The following is a 25541-nucleotide window of genomic DNA, read 5'->3' on the forward strand; positions in this document are numbered from 1 at the left end:
GGGTCCTCACCTGCGCCTGTCTCCCGTATCACTGAAATCTTACACCATGGAAGGTTAAATCATGACGAACGCGTTTTCCCGACGACAGTTTCTGCTCGGCGGGCTCGTCCTCGCCGGCACCGGGGCCCTGGTCGCCTGCGGACAGGGCAACAGCACCTCGGCCCCTGCCGCGTCCTCCTCGTCGTCATCCTCCTACCCGACTCCCCCGAATCTTCCCGCGCCTTCCGTCCGCAAGACGCTGACCGCGCGGCCCATGTCGATCGATATCGGCGGCATCGAAGCCAAGACGTGGGGATATGTCTCTGACACCGGGGATGCGGCCATTGAGGCCACCGCCGGCGACGTCCTCCAGGTCGATATCACCAATGAACTGCCTGAGAGCACCTCCATCCACTGGCATGGCATCGCACTCCACAACGCAGCCGACGGTGTGCCCGGCATGACCCAGCCTCCCATTGAGCCTGGTCAGTCGTTTTCCTATGTGTTCGAAACCCCCCATGGAGGAACCTACTTCTACCACTCCCACAGCGGCCTACAACTCGACCGGGGTCTGCACGCCCCTCTGATCGTCCGCGACCCGGACGACGCAGAGGATCAGGACGTCGAATGGACCATCGTGCTCGACGACTGGCTGGACGGCATCGACGGCAGCAGTCCCGAAGATCAGCTGACCATGTTGACGGGGATGGACATGGGCGGACACGGAAACATGGACATGGGTGGCCACGGCGGGATGGATATGGGTGGTGAGGGGGGCATGATGGCCCACGGCACGCCCGATCTGGCTCTGGGTGGAGATGCCGGTGATGTCATGTATCCGCACTACCTCATCAACGGACGCATTCCCCGGGCGCACCGAACGTTTAATGCCCGACCGGGGGATAAAGCCCGCCTGAGGTTCATCAACGCGGGCGCTGACACCATCTTCAAGGTGGCTCTCGGTGGCCACCGTATGACCGTCACCCACACCGACGGCTTCCCTGTCCAGCCCTGGGAGACCGAATCGATCTACCTGTCGATGGGCGAGCGTGTCGACGTCGAGGTCATCCTCGGCGACGGCATCTTCCCGCTCACGGCTTTGGCGGTGGGTAAGGACGACCGCGCCTTCGCCGTCATCCGCACCGCCGGCGGCCAGGCCCCCCGCCCCGATGTCGACTTCCCCGAGTTGTCGTCCACCGGACTGCTTCTGTCCTCCCTGAAGCCAGCAGACCGTGCACTCCTGCCCGAGGGCACACCAGACCGAGAAGTCAGCATCGACCTGGGCGGGCAGATGATGCCGTATGAATGGAGCATTCTCACCGACGGCCAATCCTCCTCCGCGACCGTGCAGGAGGGCCAGCGCCTGCGGATGGTCATGCGCAACAGGACCATGATGCCCCACCCCATGCACATCCACGGACACACGTGGGCGCTGCCCGGCAGCGGCGGGCTACGCAAGGACACCGTCCTTCTCCGCCACGGTGAAACCATGATCGCCGACCTGATCGCTGACAACCCCGGTGAGTGGGCATTTCACTGCCATAACGCCTATCACTTGGAAACCGGGATGATGAGTTCCCTGCGGTACGCCTAACCCCACAGCATGGTCGGTCGCTGGGGTGAGCTGGGTCGCTGCAGACCACCCACCGGGCAGCACGATGACCTTCCTCGGTGTTGTGGTCTTCCGGGACAACCAGAACACCGTCTTCTTCCCCACCGCCCCGGAATAAGGAGATCTAATCCATGCCGAGCACACCCCGCAGAGCCGCCATCGCGGTTGCCGCGGTGCTCACCGCCGTGACCCTGACGGCCTGTTCCTCAGGCGACGGCGCCCGAAACGCCGTCGCCGTCGGGGGCACCTTCCAGTTCCACTCACCAGGAGGCCAAACCGAGATTATCTACGCAAAGGAGGAACGTGCCCCGCTGCCGGACTTCTCCGGCCCGTCGCTGATGGAGGAGGGTGAGGAGATCAGCCTGTCTGATTTTGACGGCGAGGTCGTCGTCCTCAACGCTTGGGACCAGTGGTGTGCACCGTGTCGGGCGGAAGTCGATGACCTGCAGCTTGTCCACGCAGATCATGGAGATGTACTCGTACATATTTCCCAGCGGCTGCGCATCTGGCAGCCGAAGGGTGCGGAGCGTGGCTTCTTCGGTGCTGTGGCCAAGCCGCTGCCGAGTGCGAAAAAGCTTGACGCCCTGGCCTACAAGTCCGCCATCATTACGTTGCCCGTACTGGGGTTGGGCATTGTTCTGGGTGCGATCTGGGCGGAGGCCTCGTGGGGCCGGTTTTGAGGATGGGATCCGAAGGAGACCGCATCCTTTATCTCCTGGGTGCTCTATGCCGCCTACCTGCATGCCCGTGCCACGGCCGGGTGGCTCGATCACAAGGCCGCGTGGATCAATATCCTGGCCCCGGCCACGATAATCTTCAACCTGTTGTTCATCAACCTGGTCGTCTCCGGCCTGCACTCCTACGCCGGCCTGAACTAAATCCGGATTCGTCAACGCTTTGCCGGACCCCCAGATCCACTGGGAAAGTACTGAAAGTTGCTGTCACATGACTCGAAGGATTGGGCATATATTCACAACTGAGCAACAACCCGAAAAAGGCCGTGATCTCCGATGAAGGCTAGTACTGCAGCAGACGTGACAGTCTCACGTCTTTCCCGGGGGATAGCCGGCGATAACTGGCGCAGATTGGCCGGTCCCACCGCGCTCATGATGGGAGCTGCGGTGGTCTGGTGGCTGGCGCTGCCGCCACGCGGTTGGTGGGTGCTGTTCCCGGTGGGCGTGACTATGTTCATGCTGGCTTTGGCAGGTCAACCACTACGTAACCGTTTGTGGCTCGGTGGGTTGGGCGGGGTGGCGCACTACGCTCTTGCTCTGCGCTGGCTCACCGACTTCAACACTGCCGGATACGCTGCTGTTGTTGCCGTTCAGGCGCTACTGTTAATGCTGGTTGCCGCGGTATCGCCTAACGAGGCGGCTTTTCGCAGCCGCTGGTCGGGCTGGTGGCTGCTCACCCCTGCTGCCCTGGTGTTATTGGAGGCTGTGCAGCACCGGTTCCCGTTCGGCGGTTTCCCGCTGTCCGCTTTCGGATACAGCCAGACCGATGGTCCTTTCATGGCGGCAGCGCCCCTGGGTGGGACTCTCCTGGTGACCGCGTTGGCCGCAGTTGCGGGGGCCGTTGTTACCGCTGTCATCTTCGGGCCGAGACGAGCCCGTGCAGCATCCGTGGTCGCAGCGGTCGTGGTACTCGCGGTACCGGCGTTCGCGCCAACGATCGTAAATGATACGGCAGAAGGCAGCCTTGACGTCGTGCTCGTGCAGGGTGGAGGCCCCCGCGGGCTTCGCGCGGTCAATACCGATCCGTTTGATACGACCCGCCGGCACCTACAGGCTGCCGAAGATATCACCGGGGACCCTGATCTGGTTCTGCTGCCCGAAAACGTCGTCAATATCGACGGCTCAATCGACGGGACGCGCGTTGATGCAGCTTTCGCTGAACTGGCCAGGCAACTCGACACGAACATCGTCGTCGGAATTACCGAATCCGAGGATCAACATTTCCGGAACGCATCCATAGTGTGGGGACCGGACGGGACCCGGTTAGGACGCTATGAGAAGCATCATCGTGTGCCGTTCGGCGAGTACATCCCTATGCGCAATCTGATTGAACGACTCAGCGAGGACGCACGGTTCATCCCCCGCGACGCCATTGTCGGAGAGGGACCGGCGGTGCTCGATCCCAGCGGGACACCACGATTGGGGATCGTCATTTCTTATGAGGTCTTCTTCGCCGACCGGGTCGCCGATGCCGTTCGCAATGGTGGGCAGCTACTCCTCGCACCGACCAACGCCGCGTCTTTTGTGACCGAGGAAGTACCTGCAATTGAAGTGGCCGCATCCCGGATGCGTGCCCGCGAGTTTGGCCGCACCGTTCTCCAGGCTGCCCCCACCGGATACTCCGCAGTTATCCAGCCCGACGGCACAGTCTCACAACTCAGTGGCCTGGGCACGAACGAACTGCTGACGGCAACCGTTCCCCTTCATACTGGTTTGACGCCGTATGCGCGCATGGGGGATACGCCCCTGTTGGTTCTCGCGATGCTGGCTCTTGCATGGCCTGCGGTTACCGGCTTCGTCAGCTGGCGCAGGAGAAGGCAGGTTACGGAAGTATCCCACTAAACGTGGATTACGGCACCTGCTCCTCGTTGGCGGGACGCTCGCCGCCCCCATATATGACGAGCACGGACTGCCTCCCCTGTGCCCCGGTCTGCCCTGCCTGGAGAAGCTATCAAGTCCGGGCTGTGTCGGCGATGAGTGAGAAGCGTCTCTGCGGTCTGAGGCGGGTGCCTCACGCCCAGTCACTGCCGCCGGTTCCGGTGTCGGGGCCGGTCCTGGTGAGTGCGGGAAGGTTAGAAGGTGACGCCGTGCTCGGCGAACCAGGGCAACGGGTCGACCGCCCCGCTGCCAGTCGGGTAAAGCTCGAAGTGCAGGTGAGAGCCGGTGGCAAACCCTCGGTTGCCCATGCCAGCGATCCTCTGACCAGCGGTGACGCGTTCCCCAACGGTCACGTCGAGAGTCTCCATATGACCGTAGACGGCAATCGAGCCATCATCGTGCTGGATGCGGATCCACTGCCCGAAACCGGAGGCCGGGCCGGAGTCGATGACAGTGCCGCCCATCGCCGCGAGGATCGGGGTACCCACGACGTTGGCGATGTCGATACCCGCGTGGAGGGTTCCCCAGTGCACGCCGGAACCGGAGGTGAAGGTGCCTTCAGCGGGCTTGACCACCGAGGGCGCGCGGGCAGCGCGCTCGTTCTCGGCCCGCTCGGCGTTGTACTGGATGGCCTTGTCCAGCTGCTCGTCGATGTTGGCGACCGGCTTGAATTCGGAGATCGCGAGAATCTGCGGTGCGGCCTGCGTCCCACTCGAGGACAGGGCCGTGTCGTTGGTGGCCAAATCCACCTCGACGGTGGCAGCCTCCGGGGAGACCGGAGCCTCGACCTCGGCCGGGGCTTGCAAGGCGGCGGCCGTGGCGCCACCGACGCCGGCGGATGAGACCGTGCCGGCGGCTACAGCCACGAGGGCGAGACGCCCCTTGGTCTGCGAGGTGGTGATCGTGCGGTGTTTTCCTCCGGATGACCGCGAAGCCTTCAGGCGCATGACTCGGTCGTGCTGGTACTGGTGTTTGGAGACGGCAACCATGGGCCCAGTCGCCATGGGTTGGGGATGCCGGCCGAGGGGGCGTTCCTGGTCCAGGAGCACCTCTAATGGCGAGAGTGATGACCCCACGAATACGCAAGGCCGCGCTGGTGGCACATGTGGTCTGCTCGGTCGGCTGGCTCGGGATGGTGCTCGCCTTTATCGCGATGGCGGTCATGGGGATAGTGAGCGCGGATGAGATGGCGGTCCGGGGGACGTATCGGGTGATGGAGCAGGTGGCGTGGTGGGCGCTCGTTCCCCTGGCGGTGGCCTCGCTGGTGACCGGAGTCCTTCAATCCCTGGGGACGACGTGGGGATTGTTCCGACACTACTGGGTGGTGTTCAAGCTGGGGCTCACTGTGGTGGCGACAGGTGTGTTGGTGCTGTACATGTAGACTTTCGAGTATCTTGCCCGGGTGGCGGCAGACCCGGGCGTGGGGCTGGAGGCCGTGCGGAATTTCTCCCCGGTCCTCCACTCCGTGGCAGCAGCCTTGGTATTGCTGGTGGCTACGGTGCTGGCGGTGTACAAGCCGCGGGGTCTGACCCGATACGGGCAACAAAAAGAGGCCCCGCTAGCAGCCTGATGCTGCGTGCCTCAGCTGTCCATTCCTTATTTGTTCAGGTTCGGTAGTCATGCGTCATGCGCAGGAACGCCAGGGACCGGCCTCATCCCACTCAACGATGCGAGTATGAGTGCCTGTCTTCCTTGGAACCGAGACGCTGATCAGCTCACCGTCATTGACGGCCGTGGACTACCCAGCTACAGCACTCCCCGTCGCCGCCCCGCAACTTTTCCACTCCGCCGAGACGGCGGAACGTGGGCCAGGGCGTCGATGGCGGTGGCAATCACTGCTGCCATTGCCGGGCCAGCGTGCGGAGGGCTGTCGCAGTTGAAAGCTTATCGATGATCAAATACCGCGGCACAGGTATGGACAGGCACGTCAGTCCAGTTCGAGGTCGGACGTGAACTCCTCGTGGGAGACACCGCCCGCCTCCTGGCGGGCAGCCGCTGCGGCACGGATATCCTCGCCATCCTCCAGCGCCTGAACCGCCCGGTCGTAGAAGTCCGGGGAGACCACCACCGCCCGGCGGCGGGGCCCGCGACTGAGGATGGTGACCGGTTCACGTTGGGCGGCATCAAGATAGTGGCTTTGTTCGCTGCGGAACTGACTGAGGGTGACCGTGATGCCCATACCCTTTAACGTACATTTTGTACAAGAAGTGCAGCAACGATCGCGGCCGTTCCGGAAGTCCTGCCCGCCGAACGGGACGCTTAGGGGCAGACACCTCCTTGACTGATACCCCCCATGGGTATAGGTTGAAGGTTGTTGGGACATCTCCACTCCTGCCCTTCAGGACATCAAGGAAAGGATCATCTGATGAGCGCCGTAACAAAGAAGTACATCATCGAAGGCATTACCTGCGGACACTGCAAGTCCTCCGTGGAGGAGGAGATCGGCGAGGTCGCCGGTGTGACCATGGTGGAGGCCACCGTGGATACCGGGCAGGTGACCGTCACGGGTGAAAACTTCACCGACGACGATGTTGTCGCCGCTGTCACGACAGCCGGTTACACCGTCAAGCCCTAATCCCGGGGCCCGGTCCCCGCCTCAGGTAGACACGGCCGGGCCAACCCTGTTGGATATGCCCATCAGGCCCAGCCATGCCGGTTCGATATCCCCGACGGTGCATCTGTGGGCGGGCCTTTTGGGACCTCGGAGATGCACCTCACCACTGTTTGCTGAAGGACTGATCACTGATGATTCAGACTCAACCGTCGGTTGACCTACTCCAGGTCGATCTGGGCGTCACCGGCATGACCTGTACGTCGTGCTCAGGGCGGGTGGAGCGCAAGCTCAACAAGCTCGATGGCGTGGAGGCCACCGTCAACTTCGCCACCGAATCCGCCTCCGTCAGTTACGACCCCACCAAAGTCGACGCCGATCGGCTGATCGAAACCGTGCGGGGTGCCGGGTACGACGCGTTCACCATGGGGGATCAACACGCCTCCGCCGTGGACAGCGGCCCGGAGGAGGACACCGAGGTGGTCGGTGACCGCCACGAACAGGCCCGCGAGGCCGAGGCCACAGACCTGAAGTCGCGTCTGATCGGGTCGACGATCCTCTCCGTTCCGGTGGTCGCGATCTCGATGATCCCGTCCCTGCAGTTCATGAATTGGCAGTGGGCCCTGCTCGTCCTGTCCACCCTGATCTACTTCTACGGTGGCGCCCCGTTCCACCGGGCGACCTTAACCAACCTGCGTCACCGCTCGACCACGATGGACACGCTCGTGTCTCTGGGCACTACCGCTGCGTATCTGTGGTCGCTGTGGGCCTTGTTTTTCGGCAACGCCGGGCACCCCGGCATGGTCATCGAGATGAGCCTGCTGCCCCGCCATGACGGCATGGACCACATCTACCTCGAGACCATCGCCGTAGTCATCACCTTCCTGTTGCTCGGCCGGTGGTTTGAGGTCCGCGCCAAGGGCCAGTCCTCCGCGGCGCTGAAGTCCCTGCTGGACATGGGTGCGAAAGACGCCGCGGTGATCCGCGACGGTGAGGAAGTCCGCGTCCCGGTCTCCCAGCTGACAGTCGGTGACGTCTTCGTCGTCCGCCCGGGTGAGAAGATCGCCACCGACGGTCGTGTCATCGAGGGCACCTCGGCCATCGACGAGTCGATGCTGACCGGCGAGTCCGTTCCCGTCGAGGCCGCCCCTGGCACCCCGGTCACGGGCGCGACGATCAACACCTCCGGTCGACTGCTGGTCGAAGTCACCCGCACAGGTTCGGAGACCACGCTGTCCCAGATGGCCAAGCTGGTCACTGACGCCCAGGCGAAAAAAGCCCCGGTCCAGCGCCTGGTGGATAAGATTTCCTCGGTCTTCGTCCCGACGGTCATTGTCGTCTCCATCATCACCCTGATCGTCCACCTCGCCCTCGGCAGCGGGGCGAACTGGGCCTTTTCCGCCGCAGTCGCGGTGCTGATCATCGCTTGCCCATGCGCCCTGGGACTGGCCACCCCGACCGCCCTGCTGGTGGGCACCTCCCGGGGCGCGCAGCTGGGCTTGTTGATCAAGGGCCCGGAGGTCCTCGAATCCACCCGCCAGGTCGACACCATCGTCATGGACAAGACCGGCACCGTCACCTCCGGGGTCATGTCGGTCACCGGCGTCCACGCCGCCGACGGCTACACCAACAACGAGGTCCTCGCCTTGTCGGCGGCCGTCGAAGCAGGCTCCGAGCACCCCATCGCCAAGGCGATTGTCACCGAGGCCGAGCGCTCCGGGAACATCCAGGAGGCCACCGACTTCGACAGCACCGCCGGCCGGGGCGTCACGGCCACCGTCAAGGGTCACGTCGTCACCGTCGGCCGTCCCGCCGGCCAGCTGCCCCGTGACCTCACCACCGCCTTCGACCACGCACAGTCGCAGGGCGCGACCCCGGTGGCCGTCTACGTCGATGACCAGCCCGCCGGTGTGGTCGTGGTGCGCGATGCCATCAAAGACTCCTCAGCGGAAGCGGTCGCCCAGTTCCGCAGGCTGGGGTTGAGTCCGTACCTGCTCACCGGCGATAACGCGAAGGCCGCGGCCGCCGTCGCCCAAGAGGTGGGCATCGATGCGGCCAACGTGAGTGCCGAGGTCATGCCGCAGGACAAGGTCGCGGTCATCGAGAAGCTGCAACATGAGGGCAAGAAGGTCGCCATGGTCGGCGACGGCGTCAATGACGCGGCCGCCCTGGCCCAGGCCGATCTGGGTCTGGCCATGGGGGCGGGCACGGATGTGGCCATAGAGGCCTCCGATATCACCTTAATGAACAACGACCTGCGCTCCGCGGGCGATGCCATCCGTCTGTCACGTCGCACGCTGGGCACCATCAAGGGCAACCTGTTCTGGGCGTTCGCCTACAACGTCGTGCTGATCCCGGTCGCCGCGATCGGTTTCCTCAACCCGGGGTTGGCGGGCATTGCGATGGGCTTCTCCTCGGTGTTCGTGGTCTCCAACTCCCTCACGCTGCGTAGATTCAAGCCCTCCCACGACAACACCAGTTCCTCACCGCAGCCCGCTCGCCCCTCCGTGCGGCAGCCGGTCACCGCCTAATCCGCATCCTTTTCTAGCGATAAGGAACCCCGTGTCCTCCTCCTGCGGCTGAGTCCCTCCAATAACACTCAGACCTCCGTCCCCAAGTACCTGCTCCTGACCTCTCCCCCGGCCCCACCCGGCAGGCCCCTCCGGGCCGACAAACTGCCGACTACTTATCCGAATAACGCCACAGGGCGTGGGGACCATGAGGTCCTCACGCCTCATTCCATACCCTCGGGCTTTCCATCCTGATCGACCCGCAACTGACTCAGGACATACCTGCCCCCTTTTTTCAGCAAGGAGACCATTGTGGATACTCGCACCCCTGATCAGGCCGTTTCCTCCTCGGGTGGGGCCGACACCTGTCACACCACCCATGGCTACATCAACGACAAGGATCGCTATCTCGCCCGCCTCAAGCGCATCGAGGGCCAGGCCCGGGGCCTGCACAGCATGGTCGACGAGGAACAGTACTGCATCGACATCCTTACCCAGATCTCCGCGGTCAATGCTGCCCTACGCAGCGTTGCCCTGGGACTACTCGATGACCACATGAAACACTGCGTCCGTGACGCCGCCCAGTTAGGAGGAGAGGAGGCCGACGCGAAGTTCCAGGAAGTCACCGACGCTATCGCCCGTTTCGCCCGGTGACAGGCCGGGACCCGACCACCACACCCCGTCGAGAACGACGGCCAGGCCACTCTGACCGCCCCTGTTGCCGGCTGGAGGCTGGGAGTCCTGCTGCTGGCGGCCGCATGATCGGGTTGATGGCCACTGTGGTGCTGCTGGTCGAAAAGATCGCGCCGCTGAACAACCTCGACCACATCCCCACCTGCAACATCAACCGGTGCTGTTGCAAAGTTGGGGGGAGAGCCGCAAAAACTCAGTTTCTCATTCCCTGATGGCCGCTGCGTGTGGGCGTTCTCAGGCCGTCTCGAAGACCCGGTTGACGATCACCGCGTCCGGGTTCGGTTGCCCGTAGGCAAACATCGTGCCTTGCCCTTTCCGCAATGAGTACATCGCCTCCATCCCTTTCAACGTCCGATATGCAGATGACCGGTTCTTAAACGCGCCTTTCGGCCCGAGGATCCGCTTCAGCCGACCATGGTCGCCTTCCAGGATGTTGTTGAGGTATTTCACCTGCCGGTGTTCCACTGTTGGCGGGCAGATTCCCTCTGACTTCAACTCGGCGATTGCCCTGGCTAGTGAGGGTGCTTTATCGGTGTTGATCACTCTGGGATACCCGGCTGACGCATTGGATCTGAGAGCCTTGGCCAGGAAACGCTTCGCTGCGGCCACGTTCCGCTTCGGAGAGAGGTAAAAGTCCAGGGTCTGGCCACCGGCGGTGATCGCCCGATAGAGATAACACCACTTTCCCCCGGCTCCAACCAATGAGACCAGGTCATCCCCGGTGACGATGACCGGTGCGGGATTTGGTGTGGGGCTCATTTCGCATCCTGATGGCTATGGCCGGTTCACCCGGCAGACAAGCGGGCCACGATGTACCGTCTTTGCCCACTCAAAGGACATCCGCCACGCCGTCTAGAGCGGCCGCCACCAAGGGAACATCCCCGTCACGGGCAGCCACCACCGGTGGGATGCTCCTGACTCGTCCGCGACGTCGTCCGCCAGGGATGGAACGACCACGCCTACCGACTGGCCCGACAGGTGCTCACCCAGGACGAGGACTAACTCGTCCTAGGGCAGAAACCAAAGAGGTAAGCACCCAGGGACCTCAACCAGATGGTGGAGGAGCCCGGGGTGCTGAGGTTGCGGTTGGTGGGTCTTACTCTGCCGGGGCGATCTCGCTTTCGGTAACCCACTTGTGATTGGTCATGGTCATCCCGTCGACGGTGAGATCAACCATGTAGACCGTCTCATCCGTGGAATAGTCGATGGTGGCCTCCACACCCTTCATTCCCGACATGTGCTCGGCATCCAAGACGACCTCGGACCCCTCCGGCAGGGGGGCCTGGCCCGGATCGACAAACTCCTCGTGGACCACCCACCGGTGGTCGGTGACCGGGTCCCCACCGTCGGTGGGGGTGTAGCTGACCGAGTAGGTCGTGGTGTCAAACGCACCGGCGATCGTCGCCTCAGCACCCTCCATGCCCGGCATGTGGTCCGCGGTGAGGACGACCTCGGTGTCCACCGGGTAGGTGGGATTTTCCTCTGCTGCGATCCCTGCCGGGGGTTGCCCACCATCAGCCGGATGGTAATGGCCCTCTGCACCCATCTGATCGTTCATGCCAGTCTCCTCGGAGGACTGTGTGGCCGTCACCGAGGTGGTGGTGGTCGTGGTCTCGGGGGCATCAGATGCAGTGTCGTCCGTGCAGGCGGCCAGGGCCAGGGAGGAGGTCAGGGCGAGGGCAGCGAGGGCAATGGTGCGCTTCATGATAATGCTTTCTAGGTTTCTTGGTTGGTGCAGGAGCTGAGACTCAGCGAGGGATGGTGCTTCAAGTGCGTCGTGGTTTATCACTCCTCCTGCTCGATAGGTGCCACTGGGTGGAGGCTGTGGGTAGGGCAGCGTCCGGCTCTTGGGAGCCTGTGGCCGACCCACTCGGCGTAGCTACGGCCGAGCATTCGCCACGTTACTTAGGGAGTTTCTAGCGGCTGGTAGCCGCTAGGTGGAGGTTGGGGTTCTTCATGAAATCTTCATGGTCCAACCCTGGATTCCGGCCAGTCGGGCCTCTAGGGTCGAGGGTGTGGGCCGGTCGGCTCGACCGGCCCACCTTTCCGGACCGAATTGAGATATGGAGCACGACATGACCCATCACGTACACGCCATGCTGGAGGCCCACCCGAAGGACCTAGGCCAGATCGACAAGGACAAACTGGCCGAATGCATCACCGCCTGCTTCGAGTGCGCCCAGACCTGCACCGCCTGCGCGGATGCCTGCCTGGGTGAGGACATGGTCGCGGAGCTGACCACCTGCATCCGCCTCAACCTCGACTGTGCTGACATCTGTACGGCCACCGGCCGGATGCTCTCCCGGCCCACCGACTGGAATGTCACCCTTATCCGCTCCGTCCTGGAGGCTTGTCGTACTGCCTGCCAGGCCTGTGGAGAAGAATGCGCCCGCCACGCTGAGATGCACGAGCACTGCACGGTCTGCGCCGAGGCCTGCCGCCGGTGCGAGCAGGCCTGTACTGAGCTGCTCGCCACCTTGGACTAACCCCGACCCACGACCACGCTCACTGTTTCCGCCATATCTTTCCTATGCAGCGGTTTTCGACCTCCCGGACCATTGTGAACGAGACGTTGCTCCAGCACTAGTCTTCCGCTCCTGCGGTTTTGGCCATGAAGTGCAGGGCAGTAGCTCAGATCATCGACAATCCGAGGGAAAGCACAGAGGACATGATAAATAACCGGTGTCACTGAGTTCTCCACCACCGCTGATGGTGCCACGTGTGTCACGGACCTACCCCTGACCTGATGCTTTAGCGGTAGGGTTCCCTCATCCTCTTCTTGTTTCACTCAGACCTGGACCACGGACGGTTAAACCACGTCAAACAGCTTTTCCCGGCGACAGTTTCCACTCGGCGGACTCGTACTCACCGCCACCGGCGCCCTGGCTGCCTGCGGATAGGGCAACAGCGGCTCGACCCCTGCTGCTGACCGACGGCAAGATCTACTGCAAGACAACGAACTCAACCCCAACCGGGGCACTCCAAAAACAAGAAATCCCGGGACATCATAGGAACGATGTCTCGGGACTTCACATTGTGCCCGGGGGGGGACTTGAACCCCCACGTTCTTGCGAACACTGGCACCTGAAGCCAGCGCGTCTGCCAATTCCGCCACCCGGGCGGGCGACTAGGTAAACATAGCACGGGCCTGCCGCCAACCACCAAATCGCGTGTTCAGTTGCCGTCCAGATAGTCTCAACCACACCTTAAAACTCCATAAGGACTGTAAGAAAGGCCTGGGTAGCTATGTCGAACGGGCGCGAAACTCTATACTGTCTTCGAAACATTCCTGGGAGGAGGTGTGGGTAGATGGCGTTGCTGGATAGGTTGGCCAAGATCGACAGTTCACTGCAGCGCGGGCTGGATAACGGCTTTGCGGCAGTGTTCGGTGGCCGTGTTGTTCCGGCTGAGCTGGAAGAGCTGCTGAAGCAGGAGGCGCAGGATGAACTCGTCGCCAATGAGGTGGACGAGATTGTCGCTCCGAATGTGTTCGCGATCGGCGTGTCCAGTAAGGATCTGGAGAACTTGTCGCAGGATCCGGATCTGCCCGCCCACCTCGCAGGGCAGCTCACGCGTTTTGTCCGTAACCTGAACTGGGGCCTGTACGGGCCCGTGGTGGTCCGGGTTGCGGAGGAGTCCGGGTTGCGCACGGGTCAGTTGCGTGTGTCGTCGTATATCGACGAAGCCCCGGATGTCGATAGCGGATTCGACGCGATTCTTGCGGACCGCGCACCGCGCAAGGCCGATGATCAGGAGGCACCGATGTTCCAGCCCCAGCCAGCACCGAACGGTCCCGCCGTGACCCTTTTGCTTCTCGACGGCTCGTCGCGCACCTACCAAGTCCACGAAGGGTCCAACATCCTCGGCCGGTCGAACGACGCTGACTTCCGCCTGCCGGACACGGGTGTCTCGCGCCAGCACGCCGAAGTCATTTGGGACGGTCAGACCGCGTTTCTGGTGGATCTCCAGTCCACCAACGGCACGACGGTCAACGACCAGCTTGTGGAGAACTGGGAGCTGGCCGACGGCGATGTGGTCACTGTCGGGCATTCCTCCATCGAGGTTCGTATCGTGGGTCCGCGCTATTCCCAGCCGGCCCAGCCGAACGAGCACTACCAGCAGTACCAGTAAGGGGCGGTGTGACGTGCTAGATACTGCATTGATGCTCGGTGCCCGCTTCGGGCTCCTGATCTTGTTGTGGGCATTCATCATGGCGGTGCTCGCCGCGCAGCGCCGCGACATCAAGGCCGCGGCTTCGGCGCAGCGCCGCCCACGTTCGGCAGCTGCCCCGGCACCGGCGCCCATGCGCAGGGAAAAGGCCCGCGAGGTCGTCGTGGTTGAGGGCCCGCTGCAGGGCTCCCACATGGAGATTTCCACGCTGGAAGAACTCTCACTGGGCCGTGCGGACAACAACGATTTCGTGCTCGGGGACGACTTTGCCTCCTCGCGCCACGCGCGGTTGTTCCGCCGCGGGTCTGAATGGTTCGTCGAGGACTTGGATTCCCGTAACGGCACATTTGTCGACGGTATCCGGATTGACCAGCCTGAACGCGTCCAGGTGGGCACGGACATCAAGATGGGGCGCACGATTGTGAGGTTGATGCCATGAGCACGCTGAAACTCAACTTCGTCGCTGTGTCTGACCGCGGGCTTGTGCGCGGAAACAACGAAGATTCCGCCTATGCCGGCCCGCACTTGCTGTTGCTTGCCGACGGCATGGGCGGCCACGCCGCCGGTGAAGTCGCCTCCCAGCTCATGGTCCAGCACATGGAGCACCTCGACCGCGACCCGGGCGACGCCGACATTCTGGCGTTGCTCGGCGCGGCGGCTGATGACGCGAACGCGTCGATCAAGGCGTCCATCAGTAAGCACCCTGAGCAAGAAGGCATGGGCACTACCCTGACCGCGCTGATGTTCAACGGTGTCCAGCTGGGGTTGATCCACGTCGGTGACTCGCGCGGATACCGCCTGCGCGGCGGTGAGCTGACACAGATCACTGTCGACGACACATTCGTCCAGTCGCTCGTCGAACAGGGCAAACTCAACGCCGAGGATGTTTCGTCGCACCCGCAGAAGTCGCTCATTCTCAAGGCGTACACCGGCCGTCCGGTCGAGCCGCATTTGGAGCTTATCGACGCCCACGCCGGCGACCGCTACCTCCTGTGCTCCGACGGACTGTCCGACCCGGTGACGCACTCCACCATTGAGAGCACCTTGGGAGAAGGCTCCCCCGCCGAGGCCGCGCAACGCCTCGTCGAACTGGCGCTGCGCTCGGGAGGGCCGGACAACATCACTGTTGTAGTGGCCGATGTTATCGACACGGATGATCCGGAGTCCCCCGACGTGCCCACCGCACCTGCGATGGCCGGTGCGTTGGTGCAGGCAGAAGATCCCACCCATCCGGATACGTCCGCGAGTAGGGCGGCGAAGTTGGTGCGGCCGCAGAATAAGACGTCGACAAGCGAAACGCGCGCCACCCACGACACCCCGGAACCCGATGACGACGAGGAGGATCACCAGCGGCGCTCGGCGTGGCCGATAGTCATTGGCGTGTTGCTCGTCGCCCTGCTGGGGCTGGGCGGCATGTGGTGGTACGACAACGCCAAGCAGTCGTCGTACTTCGTCACTGCGAACGACGCAGATGAAATCATCATCGAGCAGGGCTTCCAAACCAGCGTTTTCGGCCGCGACCTGCATGAGCCTGTGCAGAAGGTGTGCATTAACGACGAGAACCAGATCCGGCTCGTCGACACGGGCTCTGTCCCGAACGACTGCCAGCTGTTCACGGTCAGCGACTTGCCCGATTCCACCCGTCAACGCGTGGACAACCTGGGCAGCGGCTCGTATGCCGAGGTCACCGAGCAAGTCAACCGCTTGGCCGAGGACGCGTTGCCCGTCTGCGTCGATGAGGCAGCGGCCGAAGATGCTCAAGCTGCTGAAGACGCAGACAACGAGGGGGCCGATGCTGAGCCGGAAACCCCCGCTGAGGCCTGTAGGGAGGTGAAGTAGATGCGCCAGCTGTTTTCCCGCGGCAGGGAGATGACCCTGCTGATCATGTCGGCGGCGTTGCTGCTGCTCATGCTCGTGGGCTTGGAGCTTTCCCAGGGTAAAGCGCTCACCGTCGACATGCTCTGGCTCGTTGGCGGTTTCATCGGCGTCTACGCGATTGCGCACGTGGCCATGTGTTATGCCGCACCGCACGCCGACCAGATGATGCTGCCGCTGGCGGCGACGTTGAACGCGATCGGTCTGGTGTTCATCTACCGCATCGACATCGCGAAGGATGCGCACCTGACGGAACGGCAGGTCATGTGGTCGCTTGTTGGCGTGGTGCTGCTCGTGGGCACGCTGCTGATCGTGCGCGACCACCGTCAGCTGACGCGTTTTTCCTACTTGCTGGGCCTGCTCGGCCTGATCTTGCTGGCGCTGCCACTGGTATGGCCGCAGCCCCCGGACGCGGAGGCGCGCATTTGGATCTGGCTGGGTCCGTTCTCCATCCAGCCGGGTGAGTTCTCCAAGATCCTCCTGCTGCTCTTCTTCGCCCAACTTTTGGCGCAAAAAAGGTCCCTATTCACCGTGGCCGGGTATCGCTTCTTGGGGTTGACTTTCCCGCGCCTGCGCGACTTGGCTCCAATCCTCATGGTCTGGGCGATCGCGATCCTCATCATGGCGATGTCCAACGACTTCGGTCCGGCACTGCTGCTTTTTGCCACCGTGCTGGGCATGGTGTACTTCGCCACCGGCCGGACGAGCTGGCTATTCATTGGTTCTGGCTTGGTGGCCATCGGCGGGTTCACTGTTTATCAGATGTCTGAAAAGATCCAGGACCGCGTGGCCAACTTGATTGACCCGCTGGCTAACTACGACACCTTCGGTTTCCAGCCCTCCCAGGCCCTGTTCGGCCTGAGCTGGGGCGGCATCACCGGTACGGGCCTGGGCTTCGGTCACCCCGACATGGTTCCGGTCGCGCACTCGGACTACATCCTCGCCGCTATCGGTGAGGAGCTCGGCCTGGTGGGCTTGAGCGCCGTGTTGATCATCTTCGCCATCTTGATCACCCGCGGTTTCCGCACCGCCTTGGCCGTGCGCGACACCTACGGCAAGCTGGTCGCCTCCGGGCTCGCACTGACCATCGCCGTGCAGATCTTCGTGGTCACCGGCGGTGTGTCCAACATGCTGCCCATGACGGGTCTGACCACGCCGTTCATGTCGGCTGGTGGTTCCGCCATCATGGCGAACTACATCCTGCTGGGACTGCTGCTGCGTATCTCCAACAACGCGAACCGCCCGGCTGGTGAGACGTCTGTTGCTGCTTCTGAGGAGCGTCAACTGGAGGGGGCGCGATGAATAAAACGATTCGAATCGGCGCGATTGGCTCGCTGCTGCTCATCGTGATGCTGCTGGTCAACCTCACCTGGGTGCAAGCATTCACTGAGGACAAGTACGCACGCAACCCTATGAACTCGCGCAACTTTATGGAAGCCAAAATGGTGGAGCGCGGCCAGATCAGCGCAGGCGGCGAGATTCTCGCCGAGTCCCACCAGAACAGCGAGGGTTTCTACGACCGCAGCTACCCCAACATGCCGTACTCGTTTGCCCCGGTGATCGGCTACGTGTCGGACCGCTACGGCGTGGCTGGACTCGAGGCCGGGTTCAACGAAGAACTCAACGGCGAATCGCGCGCGTCCGGCAGCCGCTTCCTGCGGACGAACAAGGAGAACCGAGTTGGCGATTCCATCGAGCTCACGTTTGATCCGCAGATGCAGGCCGCGGCTTACGACCAGCTGGAGTCTCGTGGATACAACGGTGCGGTGGTGGCGCTGCGGCCGTCGACAGGCGAAGTGCTCGCGATGGCGTCGAACCCGTCCTATGACCCGAACTCGATTGTGAACCCCGACACCGCAGAATCCGCGTGGCAGGCTGTCAACGAGGATCCGGGCCAGCCGCTTCTCAACCAGGCTGCGCAGGAGCAGCTGCCGCCGGGATCCATCTTCAAGATCATCACCACGGCCGCAGGTCTGCGCGCCGGTTACACCCCTGATTCTCAGCTGACTGCGGAAGCCGCGATCACCCTGCCGGGCACAGAAGTGCAGCTGACCAACTACGGGGGCAAGGCGTGTGGCGGCGGCGGTGGAGAGACGTCGCTCACCCAGGCGTTCACCCTGTCATGCAACACGGCATTCGTGGAGTTGGCCACTGAGATCGGCGACGAACCGATGCGCGAGATGGCCACCGCGTTCGGCGTGGGCCAGAACTACGATCTGGGCCTGCCCAACGCGGCTGGTTCCCTCGGTGAGCTGGAGGATCTGGCTGCGGTGGGCATGTCTGCGATCGGTCAGCGCGACGTCACCATGACCGCGCTGCAGGCCGCAGTCATGGCAGGCACGGTGGCTAACGACGGCAAACGCATGGACCCCTATGTGGTCTCCCGCGTCGTCGCGCCCAACATGAAGACCGTGAGCGAAACCCGCCCCCACCAGGCAGCGGAAGCCATCAGCGCCGACGAAGCTGAGACGCTGACAGGTCTGATGTACTCCTCCGAGCGCAACACTGCCGGGTACAACGGCAACGGCTACGCATCCAAGACGGGTACCGCCGAGCACGGCGAGGGACTTGCACCGCACACCTGGTACGTCGCCTTCGACCCGGACAAGGATGTCGCCGTGGCCGTCGTGGTCAAGGACGGCGGCGGCATGGGCCAGAGCGCTACTGGTGGACTGGTCTCCGCCCCGATCGGCCGCGCCATCCTGGGGGTGGCGGCGGCACCGAACACCGATGACACTGGAGGTGCACAGTAATGCACACTGATAACCGCGCCGAGCTGCAAGAGCTCATCGGCCCCGATTACCAGCTCCAATGGATTATCGGGCACGGCGGCATGTCCACCGTCTGGCTTGCCGACGACACCACCCGCGACCGCGAAGTCGCCGTGAAGGTCCTGCGACCCGAGTTCTCCGCTAACGAAGAGTTCTTGAGCCGTTTCCGGAACGAGGCGAATGCCGCTGAGGGCATCAACTCCGAGAATGTCGTGGCTACCTACGACTACCGTGAGGTGCCCACGCGCGAGGGCTACCCGATGTGCTTCATCGTCATGGAGTACATCCGGGGCGAGTCCTTGGCGGACCTCATTGTCCGCGAGGGTCAACTCACCGAGGCAATGGCGCTCGACGTGCTCGAGCAGGCCGCCCACGGTCTCTCCGTGATCCACCGGATGGGCTTGGTCCACCGCGACATCAAGCCGGGCAACCTGATGATCACGCAGAACGGCAAGGTGAAGATCACCGACTTCGGCATTGCCAAGGCCGCATCGGCTGTGCCGCTGACGCGCACCGGCATGGTCGTGGGCACCGCCCAGTACGTCTCCCCCGAGCAGGCGCAGGGCCTGCCGGTCACCGCCGCATCGGATATCTACTCCCTCGGCGTGGTCGGGTACGAACTCCTGTCGGGCCGCCGCCCCTTCACCGGTGACTCCTCCGTTTCCGTGGCGTTGGCGCATGTCTCCAACGAGGCACCTCCGCTGTCGACGTCGATTTCGGCGCCGGCGCGCGAACTGATCGGCATCGCCATGCGCAAAGACCCCGCGACGCGCTTTGCCGACGGCTCCGAGTTCCAGAACGCCATCGCCGACGCCCGCAACGGCCAGCGCCCGGTGACCAAAAACACCCGCGCGGTCTCTTCTCCCTCCCCGCAGGAGTCCACCGCGCAGCTCGCCGCCGTCACCGAGGCGACCACGATCCAACCCGAAACGGGCCCGGCTCCGAGCTACCAGCCGGGCTACCCGCAGGATTACCCGGAGTTGTCGGAGCACCAGACGCCTGCTGTTGATGCGGAGCCGAAGAAGCGTTCCGGTGGCTTCGGCACCGGTGTGCTCATCGCGCTGGTGGTGCTGCTTCTCGGGCTCGGTGCATTCTGGGCCTACGCATCGGGGCTTTTTGACGGCATTAGCGGCGGTGGCGAAGAGACTTCCTCGAGCACGTCGAGCACCACGGTTTCCACGGAGACCATCGAGACGACTGTCGAAGAAACAACGGAGCAGACCACCCCCAGCTCCGAACCGGAGGAGACACAGCAGAGCACCCAGGAAGAACCGTCGACCATTTACAATTCCCCAGAACCGTCGACGTCGCAGTCCAGCCGCGAAGAACAAACCGCACCGCAGCCCACCCGCGAAGAGCCGCCTGCAACGCAACCGGAAAGTCCCGTCCCGCCAGCCCCGGAATTGCCGGAACTGCCGAACCCATTCGAATAAGGAGCCTTGATCAACATGACTCTCATTGGGGACCGCTATCAACTGGGTTACACCATCGGCACCGGCGGTATGTCCGACGTCTACGTGGCCACGGATACGCTGCTCGGCCGCGAGGTCGCGGTCAAGATGCTCAAGCTCGACATGGCGCGCGACGAGAACTTCCGGGAGCGTTTCCGCCGGGAGGCCCAGAACTCCGCGCGGCTCAACCACCCCAATATCGTCTCGGTGTACGACACGGGCGAGACGCTTATCGGCGACACCTCCATCCCGTACATCGTCATGGAACGTGTCCAGGGACGAAACCTGCGGGACATTGTCCACGGCGACGGCCCACTCGCGCCCGAGCAAGCCGCCTCGTTGTTACTGCCCGTCACTCACGCGTTGGCCGCCAGCCATGAAGCCGGCATCATCCACCGCGACGTCAAGCCCGCCAACATCATGGTGACCAACACCGGCGAAGTGAAGGTCATGGACTTCGGCATCGCCCGCGCCCTGGATGATTCCACCGCGGCGATGACCCAGACGTCTGCCGTCATCGGCACCGCCCAGTACCTCTCCCCCGAGCAGGCACGCGGTAAGACCGCCGACGGACGCAGCGATATCTACGCTCTCGGCTGCGTGATGTACGAGACCGTCACCGGTTTTCCGCCCTTTGAAGGTGAAACTCCCTTCGCCGTTGCTTATCAGCACGTACAGGAAGATCCGCAGCCACCGAGCGCACGCATTGCAGGCTTGAGCGAGACTGAGGCGATCAACGTCGACTCCGTCATCCTCACTGCCATGGCCAAGCACCCGGCCGACCGCTACCAGACCGCCATGGAGATGGCCGAAGACCTACAGCGTCTCCAGCGCGGCGCGGTGACCAACGCTGCCCGGAATCACCTGGCGGAGCGACAGGATGAGACTACGGCGGTGGTGCCGTCGGAAAGCAGGTATGCGCAGCACCGCCAGGAAACGAAAAGGAAGAATTCGGGCATGAAGGTAGCCGCGCTGCTGCTCGCTGCGGTGATGCTGCTAGGCGGTGGCGCGTACGTATACAACAAGGTCCGTGGCGACGGCGAAGAGCAAGCCGCTGCCGAGATGGTGACCGTGCCCAACGTCGTGGGCAAGAAGCGCGAAGAGGCAGTCAAGATTCTCGAGGATCTTGGCCTGCAAGTCACCGTGAATGAGGCACCGGATCCCGACGTTCCCCGCGGCGACGTGCTGGGCACCAACCCGACCGAAGGTTCGCAGTTGCAAAAGGGCACGAACGTCACGATCACGGTGTCCTCCGGCCGTGAGATCACCGATGTTCCCGACCTGGATGGCCTCACCCCGCAAGAAGCCGCGAAAACGCTCGAAGAAGCCGGCTTGAAACTTGACGACAACCTGAAGCGTGAAAGTTCCGACGACGTCCCCGACGGTCACATCATGGACCAGCAGCCGGTCGCCGGGTCCCAGCTGTCAAAGGGATCCAAGGTTTCCGTGACCGTCTCAAGTGGTCGCGAAACGGTCCAGGTGCCCTCGTTGACCGGCATGAATATCCAACAAGCCGAGTCCGTGCTGAACTCGCTCGGCCTGAAATCCACCAAGGTGGACGTTGATTCCTCAAAGCCAGAGGGCGAAGTCATCGCCGTCGCCGGAGAAGGCACCGACGTCGCCCGCGGCACCACCGTCGAGCTGCGTGTTTCCAACGGCATGCTCTTCGAACTGCCTAGCCTGGTGCACAAGACCAAGGATGAAGCCGAAACAGCCCTCCGCTCCTCCGGATGGACGGGAACCCTGAAGCAGGGCAACTTCGTGGACACGCCCGACCCTGCCGACCATGGCCGCATCGCTGGCCACCGACCCGCCTCCGGCGAGGAGATCCGCAAGGACGCAGACATCACCGTCGACTACTGGAAGAACCCCGTCCTCGGCGGTATCGAGGACCTGGTCGGGTAGCTGGTAAAGTCACTGCTGAACTAACGAAAGGACGTACGTAATGCCCAAGGCAAAGGTCACGAAGGACACCGCCGCTACCCCGGTGACGACGACGTCCACCGGCGCCAACCGCACCCCCGTCAAGATCAACACCGGCGGCACGCCCATGTGGTACAAGATCCTGATGTTCGGGTTCATGGCCATCGGCCTGCTCTGGCTCGTGGTCAACTACCTCGCCGGCCCGCAGATCCCTGTCATGAACGAACTCGGTGCGTGGAACTACGCGATCGGCTTCGCAGGCTTGATCATCGGTCTGCTGATGACCATGGGGTGGCGTTAACAACCGCGCCACGCCCCCGGCCCGTGTACCAGCGCTGCTCCCAGCGCTGGTTTTTTCATGCCCGCACACGGTCCACCTTGATGTTGTGAAACGTGTGGAAATCACGGTGTGTTGTGCACGGGTTTATCCCCAACTATCCCCATCGGGAAATCCCCAGGACGTGTTACACAGGCCTGTGCACAAACACTGTTGACAAAGCATGGAAAGAGCAGGTCACAGTTGCGAAAAGCTGTTCTCCACAAGCTGTGGAAGGTGGTATGGAAGTGGTTTATGCACAGGATTTTCCACACCCTGTGGATAACTCGGCGGCAGCACATCACAGGGCACAAAGAACTAGCCCCGGCCGTCACAATGACGACCGGGGCTAGCGAGCTAAACGGAGTGTTGAAACCCGCCTTAGACTGCGGAGTCGGAGCCCGCGATGTAGTAGCGCTGTTTGTTCACGAACTCATCCATGCCCAGCGGCCCGAGCTCACGGCCCAGACCGGATGCCTTCACACCGCCGAACGGCAGCTCAGCACCACGGGCCTGCGGGATGTTCACGTGGATCATGCCGGTGTCGATCTTCGCCGCCACCCTCTTCGCACGCTCCTCATCCTCGGACATCACTGCACCGCCGAGGCCGTAGCGGGAGTCGTTAGCCAGCTCGATCGCTTCCTCCTCGGACGAGACCTTGTACACCTCGGCGACCGGGCCGAAGAACTCCTCGTAGTAGGAGTCGCTGCCGACGGGGATGTCGGTGATCACGGCCGGGGTGATGTATGCACCCGCGCCGGTGACCTCGCCGCCGAGACGCAGGTTCGCACCTTCGTCAACGGCAACACGCAGCTGCTGGGAAAGCATCTCTGCAGCGTCGCGGGAGGACAGCGGGTAGTACTCGTTGCCCTCTCCCGGGTTCAGCGGGTCACCTTCGGTGTAGGACGAGGCCAGGTCCACCAGCGTCTGCACGAACTCGTCGTAAATGTCCTCCATGACGATCATGCGCTTGTTCGCCGTGCATGCCTGGCCGACGTTGCCGACACGCTTCTGCCACGCCGTTTCAGCTGCGGCATTCACGTCGGAGGAATCCAGCACCAGATATGCGTCGGTGCCGCCGAGCTCGAGCACGCACTTCTTCAGTGCCTGGCCTGCCTGCGATGCAATGGCGCGACCAGCGGTCTCAGAACCCGTCAGGGACACACCCTGCACACGGTCATCCTCGATCATGGTGGAGATCTGAGAGTGCTGTGCGTACACGTTCGTGTACAGACCCTTCGGAGCGCCAGCCTCGTCGAAGATCTTCTCAATGGCCGCGGCGGAGCGCGGGCAGATCTCGGCGTGCTTGACCATCACAACGTTGCCGGCCATGAGCGCCGGCGCTGCGAAGCGTGCGACCTGGTAGTAAGGGAAGTTCCAGGGCATGATGCCCACGATGATCCCGAGCGGGACCTTACGGATGATGGAGGTGCCGCCCTGGTTGTTCGGAATCTCCTCGTCGGCGCCGAACTCGGCACCGTTGTCGGCGTAGTAGTTGAAGATGTCGACGACATCGTCGACCTCGCCGTCACCCTCGAAGACGGACTTGCCCATTTCTTCTGCGATGATGTTGCAGAGCTCGGAGCGCTTCTCGTCGAAAAGCGATGCGACCTTGCGCAGCACCTCGGCGCGCTCATCGAAGCTCTTCTCGCGCCACCCCTTGAACGTGTCGTTCGCAGTAGACAGTGCCTGCTCTAGTTCGTCGTCGGTGATGAAGTCGAAGCTCTCGACAATCTCATTGGTTTTCGGGTTTTGTACGCGGTACTTTGTTGGCATGTCCGCCACAGTACGAGCGTTGGCGAACGTTCGCTATGATTTTCTTCGCATGCGGGTTTAGCAGGCCTCTCACGCCACAACAGGTGCTGCGATGGCCATGGCGGTGATTGCCAGGGCGGCAACAACACCCCACCACTGGGTGCGTGTTTCGCGGGCGGTCAGCGGCACGGCCATGACCGCCCCGGTGGCCGTTCCTCCCAGGTGGCCCCACAGGCTCACACCGGGCATGACCAGGGTGAACACCAGGTTGCCGGCGACGAGGACGAGTGGTGCACGCAGGTCAGCCCGGTTGCGGGCAGCAATAGCCACCAAAATGGCCATCAACCCGTAGAGCGCACCGGACGCGCCAGCGGTCGGCTGGGCGAAGCCGAAGAACAACACGGCGGCTGATCCGCCGAGGATGCAGGCCAAGTACGCCGCTACGTATGGGCCGGTGCCCACAAACCGCTCCACCACCGGTCCGATGAACACGAGTACAAGCAGGTTGACCACCAGGTGGGAGATGTCGACGTGCAGGAACCCCGACGTCAGGGCGCGAAGGTATCCAAAGGGGGTATCAACGACCAGGGGCCCGTAGAGGACGAAGGTCTGGCCGAGGCGGGAGGCCCAAATGATGTCGCTAAGCGACCGCGCGTCAAACGCGGCAACCGCGAAAACCCCCGCGCACAGCAACGCTATGACTGCTGTGGCGGGGGCGCCGGCGAGGAGTTTACGCACCTACGCGACGGTGACGGACTCGATGACCACATCGGACACCGGGCGGTCCATGCGGCCGGTCTGCACGTTGGAGATCTCGTCGACGACCTTCTGGGACGCCGGATCAGTGACCTCACCGAAGATGGTGTGGCGGTTGGTCAGGTGCGGGGTCGGGGCAACGGTGATGAAGAACTGGGAGCCGTTAGTGCCCGGGCCAGCGTTAGCCATGGCCAGCAGGTACGGGCGGTCGAAGGAGAGCTCCGGGTGGAACTCGTCGGCGAACTGGAAGCCCGGGCCGCCCGTGCCGGTGCCGGTCGGGTCGCCGCCCTGGATCATGAAGCCCGGGATGATGCGGTGGAAGATTGCACCGTCGTAGAACGGGCCGTCCGTGGTGCCGGAGGCGTTCTTCGTGGAGTAATCCTGGGAACCGTCAGCCAGGCCGGTGATGGTCTGGACGGTCTTCGGCGCGTGGTTGCCGAACAGGTCAGCAACGATGTCACCGTGGTTCGTGTGGAAGGTGATGGTCTGAGTCTTCTGAGTCATGCGAACCAGGATACGCGTCGGGGCGGACATCCGTGCCAGCACCAAGCTAGACAGATCTGTCTT

General features: G+C 63.0%; 21 protein-coding genes, 1 tRNA gene and 3 pseudogenes. 17 read left to right on the forward strand and 8 right to left on the reverse strand.

Annotated elements, in window-relative coordinates:
* Positions 1-61: 61 nt before the first annotated feature.
* The 4 genes and pseudogenes from KBX07_RS06100 to lnt all read left to right on the forward strand — a co-directional run bounded on the left by KBX07_RS06100 (position 62) and on the right by lnt (position 4167).
* Positions 62-1573, forward strand: coding sequence for a multicopper oxidase family protein (locus KBX07_RS06100; RefSeq protein ID WP_255994678.1), 1512 nt, complete (start codon positions 62-64; stop codon positions 1571-1573).
* 149 nt (positions 1574-1722) lie between these two features.
* A pseudogene (locus tag KBX07_RS06105) lies at positions 1723-2055 on the forward strand (TlpA family protein disulfide reductase); the annotation flags it as partial.
* 33 nt (positions 2056-2088) lie between these two features.
* Positions 2089-2469, forward strand: a pseudogene (gene ccsA / locus KBX07_RS06110) (cytochrome c biogenesis protein CcsA); the annotation flags it as partial.
* A gap of 156 nt (positions 2470-2625) precedes the next feature.
* Positions 2626-4167 carry an apolipoprotein N-acyltransferase gene (gene lnt, locus KBX07_RS06115; RefSeq protein WP_255997221.1) on the forward strand — a complete coding sequence of 514 codons (1542 nt, stop codon included), beginning with the start codon at positions 2626-2628 and terminating at the stop codon, positions 4165-4167.
* Between the two features lie 230 nt (positions 4168-4397).
* On the opposite strand, the gene KBX07_RS06120 is transcribed toward lnt, so the two are convergent.
* The gene (locus tag KBX07_RS06120) at positions 4398-5150 is read right to left on the reverse strand and encodes a M23 family metallopeptidase (RefSeq protein ID WP_255994742.1); all 753 of its coding nucleotides are present in this window, start codon (positions 5148-5150) and stop codon (positions 4398-4400) included.
* 119 nt (positions 5151-5269) lie between these two features.
* Here KBX07_RS06120 and KBX07_RS06125 point away from each other — a divergent pair, with 119 nt between their 5' ends.
* On the forward strand, positions 5270-5584 hold the full coding sequence (locus KBX07_RS06125; RefSeq protein WP_255994676.1) for a hypothetical protein: 315 nt from the start codon (positions 5270-5272) through the stop codon (positions 5582-5584).
* Positions 5585-6130: 546 nt separating this feature from the next.
* Here the strand turns inward: KBX07_RS06125 and KBX07_RS06130 are convergent.
* Positions 6131-6382 carry a type II toxin-antitoxin system prevent-host-death family antitoxin gene (locus KBX07_RS06130; RefSeq protein ID WP_006840758.1) on the reverse strand — a complete coding sequence of 84 codons (252 nt, stop codon included), beginning with the start codon at positions 6380-6382 and terminating at the stop codon, positions 6131-6133.
* A 186-nt stretch (positions 6383-6568) separates the two neighbouring features.
* On the opposite strand from KBX07_RS06130, the gene KBX07_RS06135 reads away from it, so the two are divergent.
* From KBX07_RS06135 to KBX07_RS06145, 3 genes are all read left to right on the forward strand, one after another.
* The gene (locus KBX07_RS06135; protein ID WP_255994675.1) at positions 6569-6778 is read left to right on the forward strand and encodes a heavy-metal-associated domain-containing protein; all 210 of its coding nucleotides are present in this window, start codon (positions 6569-6571) and stop codon (positions 6776-6778) included.
* Between the two features lie 170 nt (positions 6779-6948).
* Entirely contained in the window at positions 6949-9285 is a 2337-nt protein-coding gene (locus KBX07_RS06140; RefSeq protein WP_255994674.1) for a cation-translocating P-type ATPase, read from the forward strand.
* 366 nt (positions 9286-9651) lie between these two features.
* Positions 9652-9918: a metal-sensitive transcriptional regulator gene (locus KBX07_RS06145; RefSeq protein ID WP_076599716.1), complete on the forward strand. Its 267-nt coding sequence runs from the start codon at positions 9652-9654 to the stop codon at positions 9916-9918.
* A 273-nt stretch (positions 9919-10191) separates the two neighbouring features.
* On the opposite strand, the pseudogene KBX07_RS06150 reads toward KBX07_RS06145, so the two are convergent.
* A pseudogene (locus tag KBX07_RS06150) lies at positions 10192-10656 on the reverse strand (IS6 family transposase); the annotation flags it as partial.
* Between the two features lie 397 nt (positions 10657-11053).
* Positions 11054-11662: a YdhK family protein gene (locus KBX07_RS06155; RefSeq protein ID WP_255994673.1), complete on the reverse strand. Its 609-nt coding sequence runs from the start codon at positions 11660-11662 to the stop codon at positions 11054-11056.
* A gap of 370 nt (positions 11663-12032) precedes the next feature.
* Here KBX07_RS06155 and KBX07_RS06160 point away from each other — a divergent pair, with 370 nt between their 5' ends.
* Positions 12033-12443: a four-helix bundle copper-binding protein gene (locus KBX07_RS06160; RefSeq protein ID WP_255994672.1), complete on the forward strand. Its 411-nt coding sequence runs from the start codon at positions 12033-12035 to the stop codon at positions 12441-12443.
* A gap of 551 nt (positions 12444-12994) precedes the next feature.
* Here KBX07_RS06160 and KBX07_RS06165 read toward each other — a convergent pair.
* Positions 12995-13078, reverse strand: a tRNA-Leu gene (locus KBX07_RS06165).
* Between the two features lie 188 nt (positions 13079-13266).
* On the opposite strand from KBX07_RS06165, the gene KBX07_RS06170 reads away from it, so the two are divergent.
* The 8 genes from KBX07_RS06170 to crgA are packed head-to-tail and all read left to right on the forward strand — an operon-like array spanning position 13267 to position 22448.
* Positions 13267-14088: a DUF3662 and FHA domain-containing protein gene (locus KBX07_RS06170; protein WP_255997222.1), complete on the forward strand. Its 822-nt coding sequence runs from the start codon at positions 13267-13269 to the stop codon at positions 14086-14088.
* Positions 14089-14119: 31 nt separating this feature from the next.
* Entirely contained in the window at positions 14120-14566 is a 447-nt protein-coding gene (locus tag KBX07_RS06175) for an FHA domain-containing protein (protein WP_005287548.1), read from the forward strand.
* Positions 14563-15966, forward strand: a complete 1404-nt coding sequence (locus KBX07_RS06180; protein ID WP_255997223.1) for a PP2C family serine/threonine-protein phosphatase — start codon at positions 14563-14565, stop codon at positions 15964-15966. Before KBX07_RS06175 ends, KBX07_RS06180 begins: the two co-directional genes overlap by 4 nt.
* Positions 15967-17304 (forward strand): FtsW/RodA/SpoVE family cell cycle protein, encoded by a 1338-nt coding sequence (locus KBX07_RS06185; RefSeq protein WP_255997224.1) that lies wholly within the window; start codon positions 15967-15969, stop codon positions 17302-17304. It begins immediately after the preceding gene.
* Complete coding sequence (locus KBX07_RS06190) at positions 17301-18755, forward strand: penicillin-binding transpeptidase domain-containing protein (protein ID WP_255997225.1); 1455 nt, start codon at positions 17301-17303, stop codon at positions 18753-18755. The genes KBX07_RS06185 and KBX07_RS06190 overlap by 4 nt, the downstream gene beginning before the upstream one ends.
* Positions 18755-20206: a serine/threonine-protein kinase gene (locus KBX07_RS06195; protein ID WP_256023440.1), complete on the forward strand. Its 1452-nt coding sequence runs from the start codon at positions 18755-18757 to the stop codon at positions 20204-20206. Before KBX07_RS06190 ends, KBX07_RS06195 begins: the two co-directional genes overlap by 1 nt.
* Positions 20207-20221: 15 nt before the next feature.
* Positions 20222-22129 (forward strand): Stk1 family PASTA domain-containing Ser/Thr kinase, encoded by a 1908-nt coding sequence (gene pknB, locus KBX07_RS06200; protein WP_255997226.1) that lies wholly within the window; start codon positions 20222-20224, stop codon positions 22127-22129.
* A gap of 40 nt (positions 22130-22169) precedes the next feature.
* Positions 22170-22448, forward strand: coding sequence for a cell division protein CrgA (crgA, locus tag KBX07_RS06205; protein ID WP_005287563.1), 279 nt, complete (start codon positions 22170-22172; stop codon positions 22446-22448).
* 396 nt (positions 22449-22844) lie between these two features.
* On the opposite strand, the gene KBX07_RS06210 is transcribed toward crgA, so the two are convergent.
* The 3 genes from KBX07_RS06210 to KBX07_RS06220 form a co-directional block, all read right to left on the reverse strand.
* Positions 22845-24239, reverse strand: a complete 1395-nt coding sequence (locus tag KBX07_RS06210) for an NAD-dependent succinate-semialdehyde dehydrogenase (protein WP_256023442.1) — start codon at positions 24237-24239, stop codon at positions 22845-22847.
* A gap of 69 nt (positions 24240-24308) precedes the next feature.
* On the reverse strand, positions 24309-24956 hold the full coding sequence (locus KBX07_RS06215) for a rhomboid family intramembrane serine protease (RefSeq protein ID WP_256023444.1): 648 nt from the start codon (positions 24954-24956) through the stop codon (positions 24309-24311).
* Entirely contained in the window at positions 24957-25490 is a 534-nt protein-coding gene (locus KBX07_RS06220) for a peptidylprolyl isomerase (protein WP_040424050.1), read from the reverse strand.
* Positions 25491-25541 lie beyond the last annotated feature (51 nt).

Origin of the sequence: Corynebacterium sp. CCUG 70398, assembly GCF_024454055.1 — a bacterium.
Lineage (GTDB): Bacteria > Actinomycetota > Actinomycetes > Mycobacteriales > Mycobacteriaceae > Corynebacterium > Corynebacterium genitalium.